Origin of the sequence: Allobosea eneae (genome assembly GCF_042657265.1) — a bacterium.
Lineage (GTDB): Bacteria > Pseudomonadota > Alphaproteobacteria > Rhizobiales > Beijerinckiaceae > Allobosea > Allobosea eneae.
This window is the reverse complement of record NZ_JBHSLW010000005.1, coordinates 367,821-384,732: the sequence shown is the minus strand read 5'-3', so window position 1 is coordinate 384,732 and position 16,912 is coordinate 367,821. Positions and strand designations below refer to the sequence as shown.

The 16,912-nt window shown below is 66.6% G+C and carries 20 protein-coding genes; 10 read left to right on the top strand and 10 right to left on the bottom strand.

Translation table 11 applies throughout. The annotated features are described in order from the left end of the window. The first annotated feature begins 90 nt into the window (after positions 1-90). The 6 genes from ACFPOB_RS03225 to ACFPOB_RS03200 all read left to right on the top strand — a co-directional run bounded on the left by ACFPOB_RS03225 (position 91) and on the right by ACFPOB_RS03200 (position 5,940). Positions 91-1,176: a Rieske 2Fe-2S domain-containing protein gene (locus tag ACFPOB_RS03225; RefSeq protein ID WP_377795854.1), complete on the top strand. Its 1,086-nt coding sequence runs from the start codon at positions 91-93 to the stop codon at positions 1,174-1,176. A gap of 234 nt (positions 1,177-1,410) precedes the next feature. Beyond that, positions 1,411-1,788 (top strand): ATP-dependent Clp protease adapter ClpS, encoded by a 378-nt coding sequence (gene clpS, locus ACFPOB_RS03220; protein ID WP_377796056.1) that lies wholly within the window; start codon positions 1,411-1,413, stop codon positions 1,786-1,788. 43 nt (positions 1,789-1,831) lie between these two features. Continuing rightward, positions 1,832-4,354 (top strand): ATP-dependent Clp protease ATP-binding subunit ClpA, encoded by a 2,523-nt coding sequence (gene clpA, locus ACFPOB_RS03215; RefSeq protein ID WP_377795852.1) that lies wholly within the window; start codon positions 1,832-1,834, stop codon positions 4,352-4,354. A gap of 4 nt (positions 4,355-4,358) precedes the next feature. Then, on the top strand, positions 4,359-4,634 hold the full coding sequence (locus ACFPOB_RS03210) for a hypothetical protein (RefSeq protein ID WP_377795850.1): 276 nt from the start codon (positions 4,359-4,361) through the stop codon (positions 4,632-4,634). A gap of 218 nt (positions 4,635-4,852) precedes the next feature. Beyond that, the gene (locus ACFPOB_RS03205) at positions 4,853-5,587 is read left to right on the top strand and encodes an AzlC family ABC transporter permease (protein WP_377795848.1); all 735 of its coding nucleotides are present in this window, start codon (positions 4,853-4,855) and stop codon (positions 5,585-5,587) included. Then, a complete protein-coding gene (locus tag ACFPOB_RS03200; protein ID WP_377795846.1) occupies positions 5,584-5,940 on the top strand; it encodes an AzlD domain-containing protein in 357 nt (118 codons plus the stop codon). Before ACFPOB_RS03205 ends, ACFPOB_RS03200 begins: the two co-directional genes overlap by 4 nt. A 4-nt stretch (positions 5,941-5,944) precedes the next feature. Here the strand turns inward: ACFPOB_RS03200 and ACFPOB_RS03195 are convergent, their stop codons facing one another. From ACFPOB_RS03195 to ACFPOB_RS03160, 8 genes are all read right to left on the bottom strand, one after another. Beyond that, positions 5,945-6,832, bottom strand: coding sequence for a sigma-70 family RNA polymerase sigma factor (locus ACFPOB_RS03195; RefSeq protein WP_377795845.1), 888 nt, complete (start codon positions 6,830-6,832; stop codon positions 5,945-5,947). A gap of 10 nt (positions 6,833-6,842) precedes the next feature. Beyond that, positions 6,843-7,316: a carboxymuconolactone decarboxylase family protein gene (locus ACFPOB_RS03190; RefSeq protein ID WP_377795844.1), complete on the bottom strand. Its 474-nt coding sequence runs from the start codon at positions 7,314-7,316 to the stop codon at positions 6,843-6,845. Between the two features lie 71 nt (positions 7,317-7,387). Continuing rightward, positions 7,388-7,855: a carboxymuconolactone decarboxylase family protein gene (locus ACFPOB_RS03185; protein WP_377795842.1), complete on the bottom strand. Its 468-nt coding sequence runs from the start codon at positions 7,853-7,855 to the stop codon at positions 7,388-7,390. A gap of 64 nt (positions 7,856-7,919) precedes the next feature. Then, on the bottom strand, positions 7,920-8,348 hold the full coding sequence (locus ACFPOB_RS03180) for an HIT family protein (RefSeq protein ID WP_377795840.1): 429 nt from the start codon (positions 8,346-8,348) through the stop codon (positions 7,920-7,922). A gap of 28 nt (positions 8,349-8,376) precedes the next feature. Beyond that, on the bottom strand, positions 8,377-9,612 hold the full coding sequence (locus ACFPOB_RS03175; protein ID WP_377795838.1) for a GNAT family N-acetyltransferase: 1,236 nt from the start codon (positions 9,610-9,612) through the stop codon (positions 8,377-8,379). Further along, a complete protein-coding gene (locus tag ACFPOB_RS03170; RefSeq protein WP_377795836.1) occupies positions 9,609-10,358 on the bottom strand; it encodes a glycerophosphodiester phosphodiesterase family protein in 750 nt (249 codons plus the stop codon). The genes ACFPOB_RS03175 and ACFPOB_RS03170 overlap by 4 nt, the downstream gene beginning before the upstream one ends. Next, positions 10,358-10,831, bottom strand: coding sequence for a RidA family protein (locus ACFPOB_RS03165; protein ID WP_377795834.1), 474 nt, complete (start codon positions 10,829-10,831; stop codon positions 10,358-10,360). The genes ACFPOB_RS03170 and ACFPOB_RS03165 overlap by 1 nt, the downstream gene beginning before the upstream one ends. 107 nt (positions 10,832-10,938) lie before the next feature. Continuing rightward, positions 10,939-11,751, bottom strand: a complete 813-nt coding sequence (locus ACFPOB_RS03160; protein WP_377795832.1) for an SDR family NAD(P)-dependent oxidoreductase — start codon at positions 11,749-11,751, stop codon at positions 10,939-10,941. A 124-nt stretch (positions 11,752-11,875) separates the two neighbouring features. On the opposite strand from ACFPOB_RS03160, the gene ACFPOB_RS03155 reads away from it, so the two are divergent. Then, positions 11,876-12,451: a TetR/AcrR family transcriptional regulator gene (locus ACFPOB_RS03155; RefSeq protein ID WP_377795831.1), complete on the top strand. Its 576-nt coding sequence runs from the start codon at positions 11,876-11,878 to the stop codon at positions 12,449-12,451. Between the two features lie 97 nt (positions 12,452-12,548). After that, entirely contained in the window at positions 12,549-13,376 is an 828-nt protein-coding gene (locus ACFPOB_RS03150; RefSeq protein WP_377795830.1) for a cell envelope integrity EipB family protein, read from the top strand. On the opposite strand, the gene ACFPOB_RS03145 is transcribed toward ACFPOB_RS03150, so the two are convergent. Together ACFPOB_RS03145 and ACFPOB_RS03140 are read right to left on the bottom strand one after the other, a co-directional pair. Beyond that, positions 13,333-14,697 (bottom strand): DNA polymerase IV, encoded by a 1,365-nt coding sequence (locus tag ACFPOB_RS03145; RefSeq protein WP_377795828.1) that lies wholly within the window; start codon positions 14,695-14,697, stop codon positions 13,333-13,335. The two genes, ACFPOB_RS03150 and ACFPOB_RS03145, sit on opposite strands and share 44 nt — an antisense overlap. Beyond that, a complete protein-coding gene (locus tag ACFPOB_RS03140) occupies positions 14,694-14,984 on the bottom strand; it encodes a DUF3572 domain-containing protein (protein ID WP_377795827.1) in 291 nt (96 codons plus the stop codon). The genes ACFPOB_RS03145 and ACFPOB_RS03140 overlap by 4 nt, the downstream gene beginning before the upstream one ends. Before the next feature lie 127 nt (positions 14,985-15,111). Here ACFPOB_RS03140 and ACFPOB_RS03135 point away from each other — a divergent pair, with 127 nt between their 5' ends. Beyond that, on the top strand, positions 15,112-15,483 hold the full coding sequence (locus tag ACFPOB_RS03135) for a response regulator (protein WP_091842024.1): 372 nt from the start codon (positions 15,112-15,114) through the stop codon (positions 15,481-15,483). Between the two features lie 16 nt (positions 15,484-15,499). Then, positions 15,500-16,876, top strand: coding sequence for a PleD family two-component system response regulator (locus ACFPOB_RS03130; RefSeq protein WP_377795825.1), 1,377 nt, complete (start codon positions 15,500-15,502; stop codon positions 16,874-16,876). Positions 16,877-16,912 lie beyond the last annotated feature (36 nt).

The following is a 16,912-nucleotide window of genomic DNA, read 5'->3' as shown; positions in this document are numbered from 1 at the left end:
GTCCGTGCGGCAATGCTCTCGCAACCGGCCGGCGGCTGTCTGCCTGCGTCGCGTCCGGCCTGACGGCGGCGACAGGAGCCGGGAGTCGCAATGAGCCGTTCGACCATCGCAGCAGACACATCGGGTGCCGCGGAAGCGCCTCTGGCGAGCGAGTTCCGCGAGCCGCCCCGTGAGGCTTGGTACTGCGTCAGGAGTGTCGGCAGCCTGGCGACCGGCGCGATGGCGAGCGTGACTGTTCTCGGCGAGCAGATCGTCATCGGCCGCACCAAGCTCGGCGAGCTCTTCGCCTTGCGCGATCGCTGCCCGCATCGCGGCGCGCCCCTGTCCGAGGGGCGGTTCGACGGCGTCGCGATCACCTGTCCCTTCCATGGTTGGCGCTTCGGCGCCGATGGCCGCTGCCGGTCGATGCCGACGCTGGTCGATGGCGACGTCGCCGATCCCGGCCAGGTCAAGGTCGGCGATTTCCCGATCGCCGAGAGCGACGGCATCATCTGGCTCTATCTGGGCGCGCGGCCGGAGCAGGCGCCTCCGGTGCCGGTGCTGACGCTCGCGGGCAAGACGCGTTGCCGCGTCGCCGTCTCGGTGCTGGTCGAGGCCTCCTATGATCTATGCGTGCTCAGCCTGATCGACCCCGGCCATGTCGGCTATGTCCATAACTCCTGGTGGTGGCGGCCGACCGCGACGGCACGCGAGAAGGTCAAGGACTTCGAGCCGCTGCCCTTCGGCTTCCGGATGAAGGCGCACAAGGCGGCAGCCAATTCACGCGGCTATCGCCTGCTGGGACGGCCGCAGACGGAGGTCGATTTCCTGCTGCCGGGCCAGCGCATCGAGCGCATCCGCATGGGCGAGCGCGCGATCGTCAATGCGACCTTCGCCACGCCGATCGATGGCGGTCGGACGCTGCTCACCAATGTGCTGCTCTCCGACCTGCCGCAACTCATGCCGCTCGCGCCGGTGATCAGATGGGCGGGCCATGCCTTCCTGCGCCAGGACCAGCGCATCCTCGAACTCGCCCAGCAGGGTCTGGAGCGCAAGCCGACCATGCTGCTGCTCGGGCAGGCCGACCGCCTCGCGCAATGGTATTTCCGCCTGAAGCGCGACTATGCCGCAGCTCGCCGGGAGGGTGCCGCCTTCAACAATGAGCTTGCTCCCGAACGGTTGCGCTGGCGAACCTGAGGCAGGCGGCTGCTCCGCAAGGCCCTGAGAAGCCCGGCTATTCTGACCTGGTCTTTGCTTCGTCCGATGCAAAAAGGGTGTTTTGCTGTGGCATGCGCTCGGAACGGGCTGGCGAAGCGGGGGAGACGCCTGTAAATTCCTGAGCGAAGCACTATCTTGATGTCAGCCTTCGGGACGGACACCTTGAGCCAAGCAGCCACGACGCCGATCGATCAGGACCTGCCAGCCGGCGATATGCCGCGCGGGAACGGGTCCCTTTTTGCGCCGCGTCTGGCTTCGAAGCCGCGGGCGCCGTCCGGCCCGACCGATAGCGACCGCAGCGGAACCGGCACCGCCGTTCTGACCCGGACAAGGACGCGCAAGCCCAACCTCTATCGCGTACTGATCCTCAACGACGATTACACGCCGATGGAGTTCGTGGTGCACGTGCTCGAACGGTTCTTCAACAAGGACCGGGCCGAAGCGACGCGCATCATGATGCATGTCCACCAGAACGGCGTCGGCGAATGCGGCGTCTTCACCTACGAGGTCGCCGAGACCAAGGTCACCCTGGTCATGGACCTCGCCCGCAAGCACATGCATCCGCTGCAATGCGTGATGGAGAAAAAGTAGCTTTGAACATCATCCTCTCGAAACTGGATTGGGAGCGCTGACCTTGCCGAGCTTCTCGCGTAGCCTCGAACAGGCGCTTCACCGGGCCCTCGCGCTCGCCAATGAGCGCCACCACGAATATGCGACGTTGGAACACCTCCTGCTGGCGCTGGTCGACGACCAGGATGCCGCAGCGGTGATGCGCGCCTGCAGCGTCGATCTCGACACGCTGCGCCGCAACCTCGTCGATTACATCGATGCGGAGCTGACCAACCTCGTCACCGACGGTCGCGACGATTCCAAGCCGACCGCCGGCTTCCAGCGCGTGATCCAGCGCGCGGTGATCCATGTCCAATCCTCCGGCCGCGAGGAGGTGACCGGGGCCAACGTGCTCGTGGCGATGTTCGCCGAGCGCGAGAGCCATGCCGCCTACTTCCTGCAGGAGCAGGACATGACCCGCTACGACGCGGTCAACTACATCAGCCACGGCATCGCCAAGCGTCCGGGCGCCAGCGAGAGCCGGCCCGTGCGTGGCGCCGAAGAGGAGCCGGAGCAGCGCGAACAGCGCAGCGAGCAGGCCCAGGACGGCGACAAGGACAAGAAGAAAAAGGAAAGCGCGCTCGAGGCTTACTGCGTCAACCTCAACCGCAAGGCACGGGACGGGCGCATCGATCCGCTGATCGGCCGCGAGGCCGAGGTGCAGCGCACGATCCAGATCCTCTGCCGCCGGCAGAAAAACAATCCGCTGCTGGTCGGCGACCCCGGCGTCGGCAAGACCGCGATCGCCGAGGGCCTGGCGCTCAAGATCGTGCGCGGCGAGGTGCCGGAAGTGCTGGAGGACGCGACCGTCTTCTCGCTCGACATGGGCACGCTGCTCGCCGGCACGCGCTATCGCGGCGATTTCGAGGAACGCCTCAAGCAGGTGATGAAGGAGATCGAGCAGCACCCGAAGGCGATCATGTTCATCGACGAGATCCATACGGTGATCGGCGCCGGTGCGACCTCGGGCGGTGCGATGGACGCCTCGAACCTGCTGAAGCCGGCGCTCGCCTCGGGCTCGCTGCGCTGCATCGGCTCGACCACCTACAAGGAATACCGCCAGTATTTCGAGAAGGACCGGGCGCTGGTCCGGCGCTTCCAGAAGATCGACGTCAACGAGCCGTCGGTGCCGGACACGATCGAGATCCTGAAGGGGCTAAAGCCCTATTTCGAGGAGTTCCACAAGCTGCGCTACACCAACGACGCCATCAAGGCGGCAGTGGAGCTGTCGGCGCGCTACATCCATGACCGCAAGCTGCCGGACAAGGCGATCGACGTGATCGACGAGACCGGCGCCTCGCAGATGCTGGTGACCGAGACCAAGCGCAAGAAGACGATCGGCGTCAAGGAGATCGAGGCGGCGATCGCGACGATGGCGCGCATCCCGACCAAGACCGTCTCCAAGGACGACGCCGAGGTGCTGCGCAACCTCGAGACCACGCTGAAGCGCTCGGTCTACGGCCAGGAGAAGGCGATCGAGGCGCTGTCCTCCTCGATCAAGCTCGCCCGCGCTGGCCTGCGCGACGGCGAGAAGCCGATCGGTTGCTATCTCTTCGCCGGCCCGACAGGCGTCGGCAAGACCGAGGTCGCGCGCCAGCTCGCCTCCTCGCTCGGCGTCGAGCTCGTGCGCTTCGACATGTCGGAATACATGGAGCGCCACACCGTCTCGCGGCTGATCGGCGCGCCTCCGGGCTATGTCGGCTTCGACCAGGGCGGGCTTTTGACCGACCAGATCGATCAGCATCCGCATTGCGTGCTGCTGCTCGACGAGATCGAGAAGGCCCATCCCGACCTGTTCAACATCCTCCTGCAGGTGATGGATCACGGCAAGCTGACCGACAACAACGGCAAACAGGTCGATTTCAGGAACGTCATCCTGATCATGACCACCAATGCCGGCGCCGCCGACATGGCCAAAAATGCCTATGGCTTCACCCGCCAGAAGCGCGAGGGCGACGACACCGAGGCGATCAACAAGCTGTTCGCGCCGGAATTCCGCAACCGGCTCGACGCGACGATCTCCTTCGGCCATCTGCCGAAGACCGTCGTGGCCCGCGTCGTCGACAAGTTCGTGCTGCAGCTCGAGGCGCAGCTCGCCGACCGCAACGTCACCATCGAGCTCTCTGACGAGGCGCGCGAATGGCTGGTCGAAAACGGCTATGACGAGGCGATGGGCGCGCGCCCGATGGCCCGCCTGATCCAGCAGACGATCAAGACGCCGCTGGCCGACGAGGTGCTGTTCGGCCGGCTGAAGAATGGCGGCGCGGTCAAGGTGGTGGTGATCCAGTCCGAGACCGGCATCAAGGTGCTCGGTCTTGAATTCCCGGACGGGCCGGTGAGCCCCAAGCCGGAGAAGGACGTCGCCGCTGCGGCCGAGAAGCGCACGCGCAAGCCGCGGGCCAAGGGGTTGACTAAGACGCCAGGCAAGGCCAAGTCGGCCGGATCGGGTGGCGCGAAGCGCGGCCCGAAGCCGGATGCTCCAGTCGAGCCGCCCAAAGCAGCGCGTAGCGTCCGTACCGTTCCGAAGGTTCCGTTGACCAAGGCCTGATCCGGTGTTCTTCAAGCGCAAGTCGGAAAGCGTCTGGGCTCAAGAAGGAGAGGTCGCCGCTGCGGCGGCCGCTCCGGCGCCGAAGGAAAAGCTCGGCTGGTTCGAAAAGCGGGCTCGCCGACGCCGGCGCCGGATCATCTTCGAGGAGGTGCTCGGCTGGATCATGGTCCCGGCCTTCCTCTATCTGCTCTATCTCGGTTATCGCGCCGTCGGCGGCATCCCGAAGGAAGCTATGGATTTCTTCCAGGAGCTGATCGGGCTGGCGATGAAGAGCCTCTGATCCGGCCTGCGCCGGACGCAGGGCGGGCGCGCGGCGTCATGGCTGTCATGCGACGAGCATCATGCGCTTAAACGAAAAAGCTCGCACTCGCTGCGGGCCTTTTTTGTGTCCGTCGGTCCCATGATGCGATCCTCACGCCAATCTTCCTTGAGCCGCGGCAGAGTTCTCCTGCCACGGACGGTGCCGGCAGGCCCTGGATGGCGCAGGACGATCACGCCATGACCGAGGCAGCATCCAATCAATGGCTGCGACCCTGGGCGCGCGGTTTTCGCGATGCTGCGATGCTGCCGGCCTGGATTGTCGGGCTCTCGCTGATGGGCGTCGGCACATTGGCGCGCGATGTCGGCTATCCTGTCGAGGCCGCCGTACTCTCGACGCTCCTGGTCTGGGCCGGCCCGTCGCAGGTGCTGTTCTTCGCTTCGATCGCCGCAGGCGCCGCCTGGAGCGCGATCGCGCTCGCCATCGGCTTCGCCTCACTACGCTTCCTGCCGATGACGGTGGCGCTGCTGCCGCTGCTGCGCCGACCAGGCCAGAGCGTGGCGCAGCAGATGCTGATCGCGCATTTCGTCGCCGTCACCGCCTGGGTCGAGGCGCTCAGGCGGCTGCCGAACATCCCGCCCGAACAACGCGTCGGCTATTTCCTCGGCTTCGCCAATGCGCTGATCGTTGTCAGCGCGTTCTGCACCTATGCGGGCTTTCATCTCGCCGGCGTGGTGCCGGCGCCGGTCGCGGCCGGATTGCTCTGCCTGACGCCGATCTTCTTCCTGTCCTCGATGGTCGCCGGGGTTCGCGGCCTCGGCGACATGGTTGCGATCGGGCTCGGTCTGGCGCTTGCGCCAGTAGCCGGCTGGGCGATCGGCGGCGGCTTCGACCTGATCGCCAGCGGCATCGCCGGCGGCAGCATCGCCTTCCTGGTCCAGCGCTGGCGCAAGGCGCGGAAGGCCGGCGCATGACCCAGCCGATCGCCTTCCTGGATGGCCCATGGTGGCCCTATCTCGCCCTCGTCCTGTTCGCGGTGCTGCCGACCGAGATCTGGCGCTGGCTCGCTGTCGCCTTCGCGCGGAAGCTGGACGAGAATTCGCCCTGGCTCGAATGGGTCAGGCTGGTCGCGACGGCGCTGCTGGCCGGCGTCGTGGCCAAGCTGGTGCTGGCGGCACCCGGTGCGCTCGCGGGGGTGCCGCTGACGGTCAGGCTGGCGGCGCTGGCTGTCGCCGTCACGATCGTCCTCGCCTGGCGGCGCCGGGTGATGCTGGCAGTGCTCGCCGGCGAGGCGGTGCTGATCGGCGGCGCTGTCTGGCTGGTGTGATCGCTCAGCTTGCCGCCAGCGAGATGTGCCGGAGCTTGTCCGGATTGCGCACGACATAGATCGCATGGACGCGGCCGTCGCGGATGTCGAGCGCCGTCGCCTGCAGGGTTTCGCCGCGCTTGAGGCTGAGATAGCCGGGCAGGCCGTTGATCATCACGGGCTTGTAAACAGTGGTCGATTTCTGCTGGCTGATCACCTTGCGGGCGATACCGGCAAAAAAACGCGCGACGCGATCGATGCCGTAGAGCACGTTCATGACTGCCAGCACCTTGCCGCCGCCGTCGCTGTGGAAGGCGACATCCTGTGCCAGCAGCGTCTGAAGATCGCTGGTGTCGGCCTTGTGGGCGGCCTTGAAGAAGGCGTCGACGAAACGCTTCGCCTCGGCGGGATCGATCGTGTTGCGCGGCGGCATGTCGATGCGGACATGCTCGCGGGCGCGCTTTGCGAGCTGGCGGCAGGCGCTTTCGCTGCGGTCGATGGTGCGGGCGATCTCGGCGAAATCCAGCTCGAAGACGTCATGCAGCAGGAAGGCGGCGCGCTCGAGCGGCGAGAGCCGTTCGAGCGCCAGCATCAGCGCGATCGGGGCGTCGAGCTGGGTGTCGGCATCGGCTTCGGCCGCGCCGATCTCCTCGATCAATGGCTCTGGCAGCCATGCGCCGATATAGAATTCGCGCTTGCTGCGGGCCGATTTCATCTGGTCGAGGCAGAGGCGCGTGACGGTGCGGGCGAGATAGGCGCGCGGCGCCTCGACCTCGCTTTGCGGGACATCACGCCAGCGCAGCCAGGCCTCCTGAACGATGTCCTCGGCATCGCTGACCGAGCCGAGCATGCGATAGGCGAGGCGGGTCAGGAAACGGCGATGCGTCTCGAAGATATCGTCCGGGGCGGTCATCGGGAGCGTCTCAGGCAGCCGTCGCGTCGGCCTTGGCCGGCCGGTCATGCGGATGCGCCGAACGGAAGCCGATCGCGATCCGGTTCCAGGTGTTGATCGTGCCGATCAGCAGGGTGAGCTTCACGGTTTCCTCCGGGCTGAAATGCCTGAGCACCTCCTCATAGGCCTCGTCCGGCGCATGGGTCTGCGAGATCAGCGTCAGCGCATCGGTCCAGGCGAGGGCGGCGCGCTCACGCGCGGTAAAGAGCGCCGACTCGTGCCAGGCGTCGAGCAGGAACAGGCGGGCCGGGCGCTCGCCCTCCTTGATCGCATCGGCCGAGTGCATGTGCAGGCAATAGGCGCAGCCATTGATCTGCGAGGCCCGCATCTTCACCAAATGGATCAGGCTGTGCTCGAGGCCGCTCTCCTTGATCGCGGCTTCAAGCGCGATCATCGGCTTCATGGTGTCGGGGGCGGTGGTGTAGGGGTTGAGGCGCTTGCTCATGATGAGGCTTTCGCGCGGGGCGGTCAGGCCCGGCGCGTTCGCACCGGGCCATTGGTGAACGAGGTTGAGGTTCAGGCGGCGGCTGGCTCGCGGCGACGATCGTTCGGATGCCGGGTACGGAAGCCGCAATTGATCCGGTTCCAGACATTGATCATGCCGATGGCGACCGAGAGGTCGACGGTCTCCTGCTCGCTGAAATGCTCGCGCAGTTCGGCGAAGGCCTCGTCGCTCGGGCTGCGCTCGGTGAGCCGGGTCAGCTCCTCCGTCCAGCGCAAGGCGGCGCGCTCGCGCGGAGTGTAGAGCTCGGATTCCTCCCAGGCGCTGAGCAGAGCGATGCGAGCTTCACTCTCGCCGGCCTTGCGCGCATCGGCGATATGCATGTGCAGGCAATAGGCGCAGCGGTTGAGCTGCGAAGCCCGAATCTTCACCAATTCCTGCAGGCTGTGCTCCAGCTTCGACTGGTTCACGTAGTCCTGCAGGCCGAGCATGGCCTTATAGGCGTCGGGAGCGGTCTGAAAGGCATTGAGGCGCTGGGTCATCGTAGTCTCCATTGGGGTTCGATGAAGACAGGACGAGGCAGCCAGCGCCCGCGTGACATGCTCCTCAAAGATTCTTCAGCGCAGCCCGAATTTTTTCTGCGGCCGCCGCCAGATCCTCGGGCTTCGCCATCTCGCTGGCCGGCGGCTTCATCGCGACACCGTCAAGGCGGGGAATGACGTGGACGTGCAGATGAAAGACGACTTGGCCGCCGGCGCTCTCGTTGAACTGCTGCACGGTGATGCCGTCGGCGCCGAAGGCCTGCATCTGCGCCCGGGCGATGCGCTGGGCGATGGTCGCGACATAGCCGAGGTTATCGGAGTCGATGTCGAGGATGTTGCGGGCCGGGTTCTTCGGGATCACCAGCGTGTGGCCGGGCGCGCGCGGCATGATGTCGAGGAAGGCGAGGGCCCGGTCGTCCTCATAGACGCGGTGGGCCGGCAATTCGCCACGCAGGATCTTGGCGAAGATGTTGTTGGGATCATAGGCGGTCATCAGCTGAATCCTGATGGTTCGAAGGAGGTCAGAGGGGCTCACCCTTGCGGAAGGGGCTCTCCTCCGCAAGCGCAGCCACTGCAGAGGCGATCTCACGCCGCTCGCCGGGCAGATAGGCCGCGACGGCGCGGGCGAGGCCGGGATCGGCGAGGAGATGGGCCGAGCGGGTAATCACCGGGCGATAGCCGCGGGCAAGCTTGTGCTCGCCCTGGGCGCCGGCCTCGACGCGGACGAGCCTGTGCGCGATCGCGTAGTCGATGGCCTGGTGATAGCAGAGTTCGAAGTGCAGGAAGGGGTGGTCCTCGATGCAGCCCCAGTTGCGGCCATACAGCGTGTTGCCGCCGCGGAAATTGATGGCGCCGGCGATGTTGCGGCCGGCGCGGCGGGCCAGCACCAGCACGATGCGCTCGCCCAAGCGCTGACCGATCTCCGAGAAGAAGCGGCGGTTGAGATAGGGCCGGCCCCATTTGCGCGAGCCGGTATCCTCGTAGAATGCGTGGAAATCGTCCCAGACGCTCTCGGTCAGGTCCGAGCCGGAGAGAACGGCGACCTCGATGCCGGCCGAGAGTGCTTCGCGCCGTTCGCGCTTCAACGCTTTACGCTTGCGCGAGGCGAGCAGGCTAAGGAAATCGTCATAGCTGCCGAAGCCCTCATTGCGCCAATGGAACTGGATGTCGTGGCGTTCGAGGAAACCTGCCTCCAGCAGCGCCGCCATGTCGGGCTCCTGCGCGAAGGTGACGTGGATCGAGGAGCCGTGAACCTGCTCGCGCAAGGCGTCGAGCCCGGCGATCAGGGCTTCGCGGGCCTCGGCAGCCTTCGAACCATCAGCGACGAGCAGGCGCGGGCCGGTCGCGGGGGTGAAGGGAGCTGCGACCTGGATCTTCGGATAGTAGCGGCCGCCGGCGCGCATATAGGCCTCGGCCCAGCTATGGTCGAAGACATATTCGCCCTGGCTATGGCCCTTCACGAAGGAGGGCGCGGCGGCGAGCAGGCGATCATCCGCATCCTCGACCAGGAGATAGGCCGGCGACCAGCCAGTGCGACCGCCGACGCAGCCGCTCTCTTCCAGCGCACGAAGAAAAGCGTGCGAAACGAAGGGGTTGTCTAGGTCTGCTTGAGATGGTGAATCCGCTTGCTCGCAGGCTGATTCAAGCGGTCGGCCGGCGCCCGGATTGGCGCAGGCATCCCAGTCTGCGGCCGGGACGCTTTTCAGCGAGGTGGCAACGCGGACCCTGAGAGTGTCGCGTGTGCCGGTTGCGCTCAAGGCAGGAAGCCCTCGAAGACCATCTGGTCGGCATGCGCGGCGGCGCGGGCGCGGTCCTCCGGCGTGCGCACCGTCCAGCTCATCAGCGGGAGGCCCAGCGCCTTGCGGCAGAGGAAGGGCGCGGCGCTCGGCAGGTCCGCGACCTTCCAGGAGACGAAGTCGGGTCGGCTCTCCTCGAAATGCAGGAGGTTTGCGAGTGCGTGCTTCTCGTCGGCCGAGAGGCGGTCGTAGTCTCCATAATTGTATTCGTTCATGGCGACGATGCCGCGGGCGAAGCCTGGCGCGAGTTCGCGCAGGGCAGCGACGATCACCGGATCGAAGGATTTCAGCACGATCGGCTGGCCTTTGTGGCCGGCGAGGATCTCGGCAGTGCGCTTCGCCAGCCGCAGGTCGCCGTCGAAGCGGCTCTTGATCTCGATCACCAGCGGCGTCCGGCCGCCGATGGCATCGAGGAAGCCGATCAGCGTCGGAATGCGGTCGCTGGCGCCCTTCAATTCGATCTGCGCCAGCTCGGCCGCTTTGCGGGCATCGACGCGGCCGCTCTCGACGGTCAGGCGGTCGAGGACGAAGTCGTGGAAGACGACCGCATCCTCGTCGGCGCTGAGCTGGACGTCGCATTCGATGGCGAAGTTGCCGGCGATCGCTCCGGCGGCGGCCGAGAGCGAATTCTCGATCACGCCGCCGGCGGCATCGTGCAGGCCACGATGCGCGATCGGGCGGGCGGTGAGCCAGGCTTCGGCCGCCATCAGGCAATCTCGAACATGGCTTCGACCTCGACGGCGGCGTCGGCCGGGAGGTTGGCGACGCCGACGGTCGAGCGGGCATGGCGGCCGGCATCGCCGAGTACTTCGACCATAAAGTCGGAGGCGCCGTTCATGATCGCCGGCAAAGCGGCGAAATGCGGGGCGGCGTTGATGAAGCCGCCGAGACGCACGCAGCGCTTGATGCGACCGAGATCGCCGCCGAGCGCCGCCTTGGCCTGGGCCAGCACATTGATGGCGCAGAGCTTGGCGGCTTCCAGCCCGGCCTCGTTGAAGATCTCGCCGCCGAGCTTGCCCTTGTGCGCGTCGGAGAGCTTGCCGTCGAGGCCGAAGCAGAGCTGGCCGGAGATGATCAGCAGGTTGCCGGTGATCACATAGGGCACGTAGTTCGCGACCGGAGCGGCCGGGGCAGGCAGGGTGATGCCGAGGGCGGCGAGCTTGGTGTCGATGGCGTTCATGATGAGAGGCTCCCGGCCTGCGCTGGACAGGAGCCTTTCATCGCCGATGGCAGACAAGCTCGCAAGCGCGGTTCGGCTTGGCCGATGCGCCTGCGGGGCAGGGCAAGTCAGGCCGCGTCCGAGCGCTTCGCCAGATAGCGTTCCGCCGGCCTGTTGCGGGAGAGGTTAGGGCCGAGCGCCAGCCGTGCCGCCGTATAGCGCTCGAAGTCGGCCGCATCCGGCAGCGAGGGAATGGTGACGAACTCGCCCTGGTCGAAGCCGGCCAGCGCGGCGTCGACCATATCATCGACCTCCATCACCATTTCCGGCGGGAAACCGCCGACATCGACGCCGGCCCGCGCCCAGATCTCGGTACGAGTTGCGCCGGGCAAGACGGCCTGGACGCGGACGCCAGCGGCTTCGAGCTCCTTCTGCAAGGAGATACTGAGGTTCAGCACATAGGCCTTGGTGCCGCTATAGCTGCCGTTGAACAGCTCCGGCGCCAGGGCCAGCACCGAGGCGATGTTGACGATCGCTCCGGTCTTGCGGGTCACGAAGTTGCGAGCTGCAGCCGCGGCGAGGCGGGTCGGGGCGATGACGTTGAGCTCCAGCATGGTCTGGAAGCGGTCGATGTCGCCTTCGACCAGCGTGCCGGAGACGGACATGCCGGCATTGTTGACCAGCAAGGTCAGGCTTCGATCGTCGCGCAAGCGCTGCTCGACCGCGGCGAGGTCGGCCTTCGCCGTCAGATCGGCCTTGATCCACTCGACCCTGCGGCCGGTCTCGCTGCGAAGACGTTCGGCCAGTGCGTCGAGACGGGCCTCGTCACGGGCGACGAGGACGAGATCATAGCCGCGGCGGGCCAATCTGTCGGCGTAGACGGCACCGATCCCGGTGGATGCGCCGGTGATGAGGGCGGTGCCGAGCTGCTGCGTAGCCATGTCCAACTCCTGTTCGGTTTCGATGGAAACTTTTTCATGATGATCATCATGATTGAATTTAGATGATCAACATCATATAAAGAGTCAAGGGCCTGGATCGCCGATTTTTGGAAGGAGCGGATCGATGCGCGTGAGCCGCGAGCAGATGGCAGAGAACCGCGAGCGCATTCTCGACACGGCGGCAACGCTGTTCCGCGAACGCGGCTTCGATGGGGTCGGCGTCGCCGATGTGATGAAGGCAGTCGGCCTGACCCATGGCGGCTTCTACGGCCATTTCTCGTCGAAGGACGACCTTGCCGCCCAAGCGCTCGGTCGCGCTTTCGTGCACTCCGGCCAATGGGCCGCCGAGGCAAAAGCTGCGGACCCGCAGGCGCCGCTGCGGGCAATCGTCGATCGCTATCTGTCGCCATCGCATCGCGACGATCCCGGCCATGGCTGTCCGGTCGCAGCGCTCGGCAGCGACACTGCGCGTCAGGGCGGCGCGTCGCGTCTTGCCGCGACCGAGGGTGTGCGCGCGGCGATCGAGGGTCTCTCCGCCATCGCACCGGGTGCGACAGCGGATGAGCGCCGGGCGAGCGCCATTGCGAGCTACGCCACATTGGTCGGCGCGCTCGTCCTCGCGCGCATGGTCGACGATGCGCCTTTATCTGACGAAATCCTCGCTGCGGGCAGGGCTGTGCTTCGTTCCGCCGAGACGTGACGGGCGCCGCCTCGCCTTGTTTGCGCCATTGCCGCAATGCACCTAGATTTGACGGGCTGCAGTTCGCCCCGGCTAAGAGCGCGAATCGAGGATCGGCATGAAGACGTATCGCGGCGGGATCGCAGGCTTGGCGCTGGTGGCCGCGACGGGAGCCTGGGCGCAGACGCCCGCCTCGGCGGAGCGCGTCGTGCTGGTGCCGCACCGGGCGGTCTATGATCTCGCGCTCGACGCCGGCAAGCCCTCGCGCGACATCACCACGGCACGCGGCCGCATCGCCTTCGACTTCTCCGGCGATGCCTGCGACGGCTATGCGCTCTCCTTCCGACAGGTCACCGAACTGACCAGCGAAGCCGGGCCGCGCGTGATCGACGCGCGCACCACCAGCTTCGAAGAGGGCGACGCCAAGAGCTATCGCTTCAAGACCGAGAGCTCGGCCGCCGGTGCGCCCGCCGACGTCGTCGACGGCACGGCCAAGAAGGCCGAGGCGGGCTATGAGGTCAGCCTGCGCGCGCCCAAGGCCGAGACGCATCGCGAGGCGAGCGCCGCGATGTTCCCGAACGAGCAGATGAAGGCGGTGATCCAGGCGGCGCGCGAAGGCAAGAACACCCTCAATGTCCGCCTCTATGACGGCGCCAATTCCGGCAAGGACGTCTACGACACGCTCTCGGTGATCGGCCGCAAGATCACGACGCCGGCCGCCGAGACGCCGCTGCGCAAGCCGGAGTTCGAGAAGCTCGCCCGCTGGCCGGTGACGATCTCGTATTTCAAGGTCGGTTCCGGCGAGAGCACGCCGGCTTACACGGTGTCCTTCGAGCTCTATGAGAACGGCGTCACCGGGGCGATCCGGCTCGATTACGGCTCGTTCGCGCTGCGCGGCACGCTCACCCGTCTGGATCTGCTTCCGGCGAGCGACTGCGCGAAGTAGTCGCGCTCGAAGTCGTCCTGCGGCGCGTATCGCGCAGCGACAGGCCTTTCTCGATCGCGGCGTCGCCGAATTTGGCGCGGACCTTGTCGAGCGCGTTTTCCATCGCCTTCAGCTTGGGCGTCTGCTGGTCGGCGAGGTCGCCGCGATCGGCCTCGGCCGGATCGGAGAAATCGCTCATGCCGATGCCGATCAGCCGGTAGCGCGGCCCAGTGCATTCGCGCCTGAGCAGGTCGCGCCCGGCGGCGAAGAGCCGGGCGGCGAGCTGGCTCGGCTCGGGCAGGCGCGCGGCGCGGGTGATGATGTGGAAGTCGTGGGTCTTGAGCTTGAGGGTGACGGTGCGCCCGGCGAGCTCCTGCGTCTTCAGCCGCTGCGAGGTCCGTTCGCAGAGCCGCCAGAGGATCGGCTCCAGCTCCTCGAAGCCGGCGAGGTCGACATCGAGCGTCGTCTCGGAGGAGACGGTCTTGGCCTCGTGCTCGACCGTGACCTTGCGCGGGTCGATGCCGAGCGCAAGGTTGCGCAAGCGCGGGCCGTCCTTGCCGACCAGGCGATAGAGTGTCGCGATCTCGGCCTCGGCGAGGTCGCCGATGACGAGAAAGCCCGATTGCGCCAGCTTGGCCGCGCCGGCCTTGCCGATGCCGGGGATCATTCCGACGGGCTTGTTGGCGAGGAAGGCGACGGCCTCGGCCTGGCCGATGATCGAGAAGCCGCGCGGCTTGTCGAGATCGGAGGCGACCTTGGCGAGGAACTTGGCATAGGAGAGCCCGACCGAAATGGTGATGCCGATCTCGTCCTCGATCCGGCGCTGGAAGCGGGCTAGGGTGAGCGCCGGGCTGGCATGGTGAAGGCGCTGCGTGCCGCCGAGATCGAGGAAGGCCTCGTCGATCGAGAGCGGCTCGACCAACGGCGTCAGTTCCTGCATCAGCCTGCGGACCTGGCGGCCGACTGCTACGTACTTCGCCATGTTCGGCTTGATCACGACTGCTTCCGGGCAAGCTTTCAAAGCTTTGAACATCGGCATGGCCGAGCGCACGCCGGACATGCGGGCGATGTAGCAGCAGGTCGAGACCACGCCGCGCTTGCCGCCACCGATGATCACCGGCTTGTCGAGCAGGGAGGGATCGTCGCGCTTCTCGATCGCGGCATAGAAGGCGTCGCAGTCGATATGGGCGAGGTGGAGGCTGTCGCGCTCGGCATGGCGGAGCAGGCGCGGCGAGCCGCAGGACGGGCAGCGCCGCACCGGCGCGCGCGCCTCGTCATGATCGCGCAGGCAGTCGCGGCAGAACGCCCGGGAGGAGACAGCGAGGCCGACTTCGGCGCTCACGGCTCGTAGGCTTCGGGCGGGCCTGCCAGAATCTCGCGGGCCTGTGCGATCATGTCGGGCTTCAGGCTCAGGTTTCCGGCAAACTCGAGCAGCAGCGAATCGCTGGCGCAGAGATGGTCGAGCACGCCGAGGAGGAAGCCAGGCTCCTGCGCGGCGCTGCGCAGGGTGGCGGGGCCGAGGCCGGTGGCGGCGAGGAACGGCTCCAGGCGCTCCGGCTCGGAGGCCAGGAAGGCGAGGGCCTTAAGCGCAAGGGTCTGCGCTTCCTCGCTGGTGATCGGGTGCGGCATGGCCATCTATCTATGATCGGAGAGTCGGGTTTCGGGTTTGCGTTTCGTCAACTGCTCGCATGTTAAACCTAGCACTGAACGCGGCCGACAGTCCGGAGAATCCGGGACTGTGCGGACTGGGGGACAGATGAAGAAGACGGTTCTGATCGTCGAGGACAACGAGCTCAACATGAAGCTCTTCAACGACCTGTTGGAAGCCCATGGCTATGCGACCCTCAAGACGGCCGACGGCATCGAGGCGATCGAGCTCGCCCGCACGCATCACCCAGACCTGATCCTGATGGACATCCAGCTGCCGGAGGTCTCCGGGCTGGAGGTGACCAAGTGGATCAAGGAGGACGATGCGCTGAAGTCGATTCCCGTGATTGCGGTCACTGCCTTCGCGATGAAGGGTGACGAGGAGCGCATCCGCGAGGGCGGCTGCGAGGCCTATATCTCCAAGCCGATCTCGGTGGGCAAGTTCCTCGAGACGGTCCGCGCCTATGTCGGCACGGCCTGAGGGGAAACGCTGAGCCATGTCCGCACGGGTCCTGGTCGTCGACGACATTCCCGCGAATGTGAAGCTGCTCGAGGCCAAGCTCGGCGGCGAGTATTTCGACGTCGTCACCGCGACGAACGGGATCGAGGCGCTGGCGATCTGCGAGCGTGGCGAGGCCGACATCGTCCTGCTCGACGTGATGATGCCGGGCATGAACGGCTTCGAGGTCTGCCGGCGGCTGAAGCACAGCGCGACCACCGCCCATATCCCGGTGGTGATGGTGACGGCACTCGACCAGCCGAGCGACAGGCTGAAGGGGCTCGACGCCGGCGCCGACGACTTCCTGACCAAGCCGATCGACGACACCGCTCTGTTCGCGCGGGTGCGCAGCCTGGTCAGGCTCAAATCGGTGACCGACGAGCTGCGCCAGCGCGCGCTCGCGTCGCGCCAGCTCGGCATCGCCGATCCGCTCGCCGCGGCCGCGGCCGAGACCGGGCTGAATGGCCGCGTCCTCCTGATCGAGGATCGGCCATTGATCGCCGAGCGGCTGACGCAGGCGCTGTCGGCCTTCCACTCGATCGAGACGGAAGCCGATGCGCAGGCTGCGCTCACGCGCGCCGCCGAGGGCGATTTTGAGATCGTGCTGGTGAGCCTGGACCTGCGCAATTACGACGGCCTGAGGCTGTGCAGCCAGCTGCGCTCGCTCGAGCGGACGCGCAATCTCTCGGTGCTGCTGCTCGGCGAGGCCGAGGACAAGTCGCGCGTGCTGCGTGGGCTCGAGATCGGCGCGCACGACTTCCTGGTCCGGCCGATCGATCGCAATGAATTGCTGGCGCGCGCCCGGACGCTGGTCCGCCGCAAGCGCTTCGCCGAGCGGCTACGCGATAGCGTGCAGTCCTCGATGGAAATGGCGGTGATGGACCAGCTCACCGGCCTGCACAATCGCCGCTATCTCGACAGCCGTCTCTCGGTCCTGTTCGACGAGTCGGCGCTGCGGGCGCGGGCGCTGTCATTGCTGGTGCTCGACGTCGATCGCTTCAAGGTGGTCAACGACACATGGGGCCATGACGCGGGCGACGAGGTGCTGCGCGAATTCGCCGACCGGATCCGCGCCTGCACGCGCGGCATCGACCTGGTGGCGCGCATGGGCGGCGAGGAGATCGTCGTCGTGCTGCCCGACACTGCGCTCGACGCGGCGCGGGCGGTGGCCGAGCGCATTCGCGAAAAGGTCGAGGGCGAGCCGTTCCAGATCCAGCGCGGGCAGCGCGCAATTTCCGTGACGGTGTCGATCGGCGTCGCCAGCCGGCGGGCAGGCGATGCCGGGCCGGTCGAAATGATGAAGCGGGCCGACGAGGCGGTCTATCGGGCCAAGGCTGCCGGTCGCAACCGCGTCATCGTCGCCAGCGCCGCCTGAGCGGGTGCTGCGGTAAGGTTTCCAAGTAGGGTTAAG